Origin of the sequence: Cuspidothrix issatschenkoi CHARLIE-1, assembly GCF_002934005.1 — a bacterium.
Taxonomy (GTDB): domain Bacteria; phylum Cyanobacteriota; class Cyanobacteriia; order Cyanobacteriales; family Nostocaceae; genus Cuspidothrix; species Cuspidothrix issatschenkoi.
On the sequence record NZ_PGEM01000110.1, the window covers coordinates 26,404 to 32,703 of the forward strand.

The following is a 6,300-nucleotide window of genomic DNA, read 5'->3' on the forward strand; positions in this document are numbered from 1 at the left end:
GAATTATTAAATTTTAAATTGTGATGACTCTACCTAATTGGATTACTTTTTCTCGATTGCTAGGAATACCTTTTTTGCTTTACGGATTATACAATCCCACCAATCAAGCAAGATGGATCTGTTTAAACATATTTTTAATTGCTGCATTAACTGATTGGTTAGATGGATATTTAGCTAGAAAATTGAACCAAATTAGTGAGTTAGGTAAGTTTCTTGATCCTTTAGTAGATAAATTATTGGTACTTGCACCATTATTAGTATTAGTAGAACTAGGAAAAATCCCGGCTTGGGCAGTTTTTGTAATTTTAGCACGGGAATTAGCGATCGCAGGTTGGCGAGTTAATCAAACTACTATTAGTGGTGCAAATATTTGGGGTAAACTGAAAACAGTTAGTCAAATTATCGCTATATCCTTACTAATTGCACCTTTATCATCAACTTGGCAAACTCCGGTTTTAATTGCTTTTTGGGTATCTGTTATATTAACAGTTGTTTCCGGGATTATTTATTTAATTCCTCAAAAAGTCGCTGAGTAAATCAATCTTGAAAAGAATTTATCACATATTCTGCATTTAACTCAACCTACTACTTTATAAATAATTCTCATCTAACAATTGTTCAAGAGTATAGGGACATTCTTCAGGAAAATCAACTTTAAAATTAGTTTTAATTTTAACTTGTTTTAAAGCTTTTGTATAGATATTATTGATTTCCTGTTGAAGATAATTATATAAATTTTTGGTTAGTCTCCCTTCAATTTGATCCCGAAAAGTTACTACCTCTGATCGCCAGTGATAAACATTATTTTCATATTCGGCTGTCCAATATTGTAATAATAATAAATGTTTAATAATTTGTATTAATAAACTACTAATAGCATTTTTCTTTTCGCTACCCAAGTCATCTAGCTCCTCAATTAAATTTTCTAAGTCTAATTCATTAAATCTTTTTTGTTTCAAAAGATTAATAGTTTCTGATAACCATTGTTGATCATCAATCTCATAAAGTTGTTTTAAATTAGTTATTAATGTCATAAATTTTACCTCAACCAAGTTTAATTATATCACTTAAATTTTACCAAAAAATTTAGGGATTTTACGAAATTTAATTATCTGATCTTTGATCTTTAAAAAATAATTAACCACAGATGAACGCAGATAAGCACAAATAATGCTATAATGGCTGTTAAGCTAATCTAAAATCAACGGCGTTGATGAAACCAAGTATAAATTCAGGTGTAAAGACGTTCCGGCGGAATGTCTCCACAACGGTTTGGATATCATCAAAAATTCATTTTCATGCATCAAATCAGCAACGCCAATTGATATAGTTTCTTATCACTCCTGCATTTAGTATAATGTTTTTAACAAATACAATAACTTAGGTTGACAAATGGTAACAGCTAATTCCTTACAGAAAGTTATTGATGCAGCACGTTCCTTGCCAATTAATGACAAACTTCAGTTGCTACAATCTATCGTACTTGATTTGCAACAGATGGATCAACTGGAAGTATTACAGGATTCTTTTTGGGAAAAACAATCCATAGATAAATTGCTTCAAGAACAGTCAATTCCTATCATTACTAATGTTCAATCCCTCACAGTTGATTTTTGGGAAGAAGATGAATCAATTGATGAATTTGAACAATTTGTTGTAGATAGTAGACAAACTGATAGGATGGATTGCAGCAACCGCTATTCGTCATAAATTACCACTTGTTACCCATAACCCTAAGGATTTTCAAAATATTCCCAACCTTGATATTCTTACTATTATCAATGGATAAGGAATCAGAATCAGGATTTATTTAGATGAGAAGATTAACAAGATTAAATATCACTTAACTATTATTTTATCCTGTACATCCTTAAACCCTGGACATCCTGATTCAGACTATTACTTCCCAAACACAGTAGTTAGAGAACGAGCGATATTTTTCGGCTGCATTGCATCCATCGCTGCGGTTGGTTCATAACCACAATGTACCATACAATCAACACATTTAGCATTACCACTAGCGCGGCCATACTGACTCCAATCAGTTTTATCTAGCAATTCTTGGAATGTTTGATAATAACCTTCATTCAACAAATAACAGGGTTTTTGCCAACCTAAAACACTATAACTAGGACTACCCCAAGGAGTACATTCATAGTCTTTTTCACCAATGAGAAAATCTAAGAATAGCGGGTTGTGATTAAAGTTCCAGTTTTTCTTTCCAGATGTGTAAGGTGTAAGAATTTCTCTAAATAAAGCGCGGGTTTGTTCTCTTTGCAGAAAATGATCTTGATCTGGAGCCCATTCATAACTGTAACCAGGAGAAATCATCATTCCATCAGTTTCCAAGGTTTCCAGAAAATCGAAAAATTCCTGCATTTCTTGAATATCACAACCTTCAAAAATAGTTGTGTTCGTAGCAACGCGAAAACCCTTAGCTTTAGCAGCGCGAATTGCTTGGACAGCAGTATCAAAAACCCCTTTTCTGTCCACACATTTATCATGCCATTCGCGCATTCCATCCAAATGCACGCTAAAAGTTAGATAGGGAGAAGGTTTAAACTTATCGAGACTTTTTTCTAGTAATAAACCATTTGTACATAAGTAAATATATTTCTTGCGTTCAATTAAACCTTGAACAATTTCACCAATTTGGGGATGTAGTAACGGTTCTCCACCAGGAATCGAAACAACAGGTGCGCCACATTCTTCCACTGCTGCAAAACACTGTTCTGGGGTAAGATTTTGTTTGAGAACTTCTGTAGGATGTTGGATTTTACCGCAACCAGTACAAGCTAGATTACACCGGAATAGCGGCTCTAACATTAATACCAGGGGAAAGCGTTTGCGTCCTAATAGACGTTGGGTAACTAAATACTTCCCAATATCAATTGCTTGTTGTAAATTAATCGCCATTTAATCATTCTCCTCTTTTAATTAGACCACACCGCAAAGCGGAAGTCAAAAGTTAAAAATCGAAAGTGGCAGGTAAAATTAATAAATAACATCTGTATAACATCTGTCATCTATCTACATAACCATTGGCCATAAACCAATCTACAGCATCCTTGAGGGCTACATTCAGAGGGGATTGAGGTAAACCTAATTCGCGGATAGCCTTAGAAGCATCATAATACATTGGTTGCTGTGCCATGCGAACACCATCTATGGGAACGCTGGGGGTTTTCCCTAGAGGTGCGAGGATTTTTTCGTCTATCCAAGCCACAGTTAGGGGTATCCAAGCTGGGATAGATGTTTGCGGTGCGGGTAAATTGGTGATTTGGGCAAGCTGTTCTAGGAGTTGTTTGAGGGTAAGATTTTGATTACCGAGAATATAGCGATCGCCTGATTTTCCTTTCTGTAAAGCTAATAAATGTCCTGTAGCTACATCTCGCACATCAATAAAATTTAACCCGGTATCCACATAAGCTGGCATTTGTCGCCGCAAAAACCGCAGAATAATATCCCCTGTTGGTGTAGGTTTAATATCAAAACCACCAATAGGACTACTAGGATTTACTATCACAATATCCTGACCTTTGTTTGCAGCTTCTATTGCGACTTGTTCAGCTAGGAATTTAGATTTTTTGTAATCTCCCACCAACTTTTCTACAGGACTTTGATGGGTTTCATCCACAATTTCCCCAAGTTTTCCCACACCAATAGCCGCCACAGAACTGGTATAAACTGTTCTTTGAATCCCCGCTGTTTCGGCTGCGGCTAAAATGTTGCGTGTCCCTTCCACATTATTAAAATATAACAAATCCCTGTCTTTTTGCCATAGGGAATAATGGGCAGCGACATGAAATAGGTAATCACAACCTCCCATCTGTTCCCAAATATTGGGGTCGTTTAAATCACCTTTAACAATATCTATTGCTAAACCCTGTAAATTATCTAAATTACTGTTCCTACGTACCAATGCTATAACTTGGTAATTCGATTGTAACAGCGATCGCACCACATGAGAACCAATAAACCCCGTACCACCAGTCACAAAAGCCCGCATTGAATAACCTCTCAATCCTCCATATTTTATTATCTATGTATCTAGGTAACTTTCCTCATTTTTTTGTTTTTCATCTTTTTTTACCATAAGTAGTCACATTCTTTACACTGTCTTGTTTTCAGCCTTGTTTGTTGCCCCGTCAGCATCCCAAATCCTGATAATATTGATAATTAATACTAAATATTAGTGTTTTATAAAGCTTGTCATGCAATTCTCTTGACCCTATGAAAAAAAATATAGCGAAAAATATAGTTTTAATTGGCGGTGGTCACAGTCATGCCATAGTATTAAAACTTTTTGGCATTCATCCACTCCCAGGAGTAAATTTAATTTTAATTACTCCAGATAGATATACACCCTATTCGGGAATGTTACCGGGACATATTGCCGGATTTTATCAATATCATGAATGTCATATTGACTTACAAAATTTATGTAAATTTGCCCATACAAAATTGTATCTTGATCAAGTAATTGGTCTAGACTTAAACCATCAAAAAGTGTTTTGTGTAAATCAACCTGCCATAGATTTTGACATTCTTTCTATTGATATTGGTAGCACCCCTGAAAAATCATCTATCTCAGGTGCAGCAGAATATACAATTGCCTCTAAACCCGTAACACAACTTTTAGAACATTGGCATCAATTACAAGAAAATATAGTCATCAATTCTCTAAAAAACCTCAGTATTGGCATTGTTGGTGGTGGTGCTGGTGGTGTAGAATTAGCATTATCAATGCAAACTGGGCTACAAAATTTAGGAATAGATAATTTACAAATAGACTTATGGCAACGTAGTGATCAATTAATGCCAAATTATCATCTATCGGTGCAGAAAATTATCAAGAAAACTTTAATTAATCACAATATAAAATTGCATTTAGGAGAAACAGTATTGGAAATTTCACCACAACAACAAAAATTGCAGGTTAAATGTCAATCTGGATTAGTAGTAGAATGTGATCAAGTGTTTTCGGTGACACAAGCATCAGCCGCAGATTGGGTTAAAAATTCCGGTATTGGCACAGATCCAAAAGGGTTTATTTTAGTTGATGATAATTTAAAATCTATTACCCACCCTCATATTTTTGCAGTCGGTGATATTGCCACAATGATTAATTATCATCTCCCCAAAGCGGGAGTTTTTGCAGTCCGTCAAGGTAAACCTTTGTATGAAAATTTGCGAAGGACAATTTTAGGAAAATCACTTATATGCTACAAACCACAAAAAGCATATTTGAGTTTAATTACCACAGGAAATAGACAAGCATTAGCTAATAGGGGCAGTTTGACTTTACCGCCGCATCCATTATTATGGAGCTGGAAAAACTGGATTGATCACCATTTTATGGCACAGTTTCAGATAGATTTCTTAGAGGTTGTTTTAAAAGTTTGAGATGGTTGTTTTCAACACCTCTAGATTGCCTCTAACTCCCCTTATTGAGGCTATGTTCAAAGAAGGTTCTCCCGATAGAATTGTACGCCTAATTTTATTGATTGCTTTATCCATGACTTCTGCGTGGTTAGAAGGTCAAAAAACTCAATCTCAAAGAAAACAATCTTATGTTTGTCGTTCTACAGAACAGAATGGAACTAGAAGAAGACATAGTGCTTTTTGGATCGGTTTGTACGGTTCTATTTGGATAGTTTCCATGAATCAGTGCCAAGAATTGGCTTTTTTAATGATGGCTCTAGTTCCCAATAAGCTGCCATTTTATCAGCAGGGGCTAAGGGATATGATGCTTATTCAGCAACCTTTTTAGCTTCTTTGTCGCCCCCTCAACCCCAAATCAAAACCCCCTCTCGGTATACCAAAAAAGGGGGTTTCGTGATGAAAAAATAAACCTGGCATCGAGCTATTTTGACGTAGGGCTACCCCTAAACTATCGTCGCCGCAGCAGCGTTTCACCTCTGAGTTCGGGAAGGGATCAGTGTGGTTCCACCGCGCCATAGACACCAGGAAAACCCGTTGGGAAGTCAAAAGTCAAAAGTCAAAAGTCAAAAATAAAGTTTTGAAATCTGAGTTTTAACATGACAGAAACCCTGAAGACTGCATTCGAGAAAGAGAAAAAAGAATGAGAGGTCAAGCCCTCGGTCTATTAGGACTTCTTTGCTACATACATTACTGTACTTCCACATAAAGCCTATGAACGGGTGTTCTGCCCGTGACCTTACCTACTTAACGTAGTGAGAACACTCATCTTGAGGTGGGCTTCCCACTTAGATGCTTTCAGCGGTTATCCGCTCCGAACTTGGCTACCCAGCGTCTACTGTTGGTACAATAACTGGT

The 6,300-nt window shown here is 36.1% G+C and carries 7 protein-coding genes and 2 rRNA genes (1 of these 9 only partly in view); 4 read left to right on the forward strand and 5 right to left on the reverse strand.

Features of this window, described 5'->3' with window-relative positions; genetic code table 11:
* Positions 1–23: 23 nt before the first annotated feature.
* Positions 24–536, forward strand: coding sequence for a CDP-diacylglycerol--glycerol-3-phosphate 3-phosphatidyltransferase (pgsA, locus tag CUN59_RS14985; protein ID WP_104388600.1), 513 nt, complete (start codon positions 24–26; stop codon positions 534–536).
* A 54-nt stretch (positions 537–590) separates the two neighbouring features.
* Here pgsA and CUN59_RS14990 read toward each other — a convergent pair whose 3' ends face one another.
* The gene (locus CUN59_RS14990; RefSeq protein WP_104388601.1) at positions 591–1,034 is read right to left on the reverse strand and encodes a DUF29 domain-containing protein; all 444 of its coding nucleotides are present in this window, start codon (positions 1,032–1,034) and stop codon (positions 591–593) included.
* A gap of 358 nt (positions 1,035–1,392) precedes the next feature.
* On the opposite strand from CUN59_RS14990, the gene CUN59_RS14995 reads away from it, so the two are divergent.
* Positions 1,393–1,710: a hypothetical protein gene (locus CUN59_RS14995; RefSeq protein WP_104388602.1), complete on the forward strand. Its 318-nt coding sequence runs from the start codon at positions 1,393–1,395 to the stop codon at positions 1,708–1,710.
* 189 nt (positions 1,711–1,899) lie between these two features.
* Here CUN59_RS14995 and hpnH read toward each other — a convergent pair whose 3' ends face one another.
* Entirely contained in the window at positions 1,900–2,916 is a 1,017-nt protein-coding gene (gene hpnH / locus CUN59_RS15000; RefSeq protein WP_104388603.1) for an adenosyl-hopene transferase HpnH, read from the reverse strand.
* Positions 2,917–3,022: 106 nt separating this feature from the next.
* Positions 3,023–4,009 carry a hopanoid-associated sugar epimerase gene (gene hpnA / locus CUN59_RS15005; protein WP_104388604.1) on the reverse strand — a complete coding sequence of 329 codons (987 nt, stop codon included), beginning with the start codon at positions 4,007–4,009 and terminating at the stop codon, positions 3,023–3,025.
* Between the two features lie 224 nt (positions 4,010–4,233).
* Here hpnA and CUN59_RS15010 point away from each other — a divergent pair, with 224 nt between their 5' ends.
* Both CUN59_RS15010 and CUN59_RS15015 read left to right on the forward strand, forming a co-directional pair.
* The gene (locus CUN59_RS15010; protein ID WP_104388605.1) at positions 4,234–5,406 is read left to right on the forward strand and encodes an FAD-dependent oxidoreductase; all 1,173 of its coding nucleotides are present in this window, start codon (positions 4,234–4,236) and stop codon (positions 5,404–5,406) included.
* A gap of 52 nt (positions 5,407–5,458) precedes the next feature.
* Positions 5,459–5,773 (forward strand): hypothetical protein, encoded by a 315-nt coding sequence (locus tag CUN59_RS15015; protein ID WP_133164029.1) that lies wholly within the window; start codon positions 5,459–5,461, stop codon positions 5,771–5,773.
* An 80-nt stretch (positions 5,774–5,853) separates the two neighbouring features.
* Here CUN59_RS15015 and rrf read toward each other — a convergent pair.
* Together rrf and CUN59_RS21765 are read right to left on the reverse strand one after the other, a co-directional pair.
* Positions 5,854–5,971, reverse strand: a 5S ribosomal RNA gene (rrf, locus tag CUN59_RS15020).
* Positions 5,972–6,089: 118 nt separating this feature from the next.
* A 23S ribosomal RNA gene (locus CUN59_RS21765) occupies positions 6,090–6,300 on the reverse strand (its annotated part continues 298 nt past the right edge of the window); the annotation flags it as partial.

Excerpts from the sequence above, each read along its gene's own strand:
- pgsA (WP_104388600.1), top strand. The coding sequence starts at position 24 with ATGACTCTACCTAATTGGATTACTTTTTCTCGATTGCTAGGAATACCT.
- CUN59_RS14990 (WP_104388601.1), bottom strand. The coding sequence starts at position 1,034 with ATGACATTAATAACTAATTTAAAACAACTTTATGAGATTGATGATCAA.
- CUN59_RS14995 (WP_104388602.1), top strand. The coding sequence starts at position 1,393 with ATGGTAACAGCTAATTCCTTACAGAAAGTTATTGATGCAGCACGTTCC.
- hpnH (WP_104388603.1), bottom strand. The coding sequence starts at position 2,916 with ATGGCGATTAATTTACAACAAGCAATTGATATTGGGAAGTATTTAGTT.
- hpnA (WP_104388604.1), bottom strand. The coding sequence starts at position 4,009 with ATGCGGGCTTTTGTGACTGGTGGTACGGGGTTTATTGGTTCTCATGTG.
- CUN59_RS15010 (WP_104388605.1), top strand. The coding sequence starts at position 4,234 with ATGAAAAAAAATATAGCGAAAAATATAGTTTTAATTGGCGGTGGTCAC.
- CUN59_RS15015 (WP_133164029.1), top strand. The coding sequence starts at position 5,459 with ATGTTCAAAGAAGGTTCTCCCGATAGAATTGTACGCCTAATTTTATTG.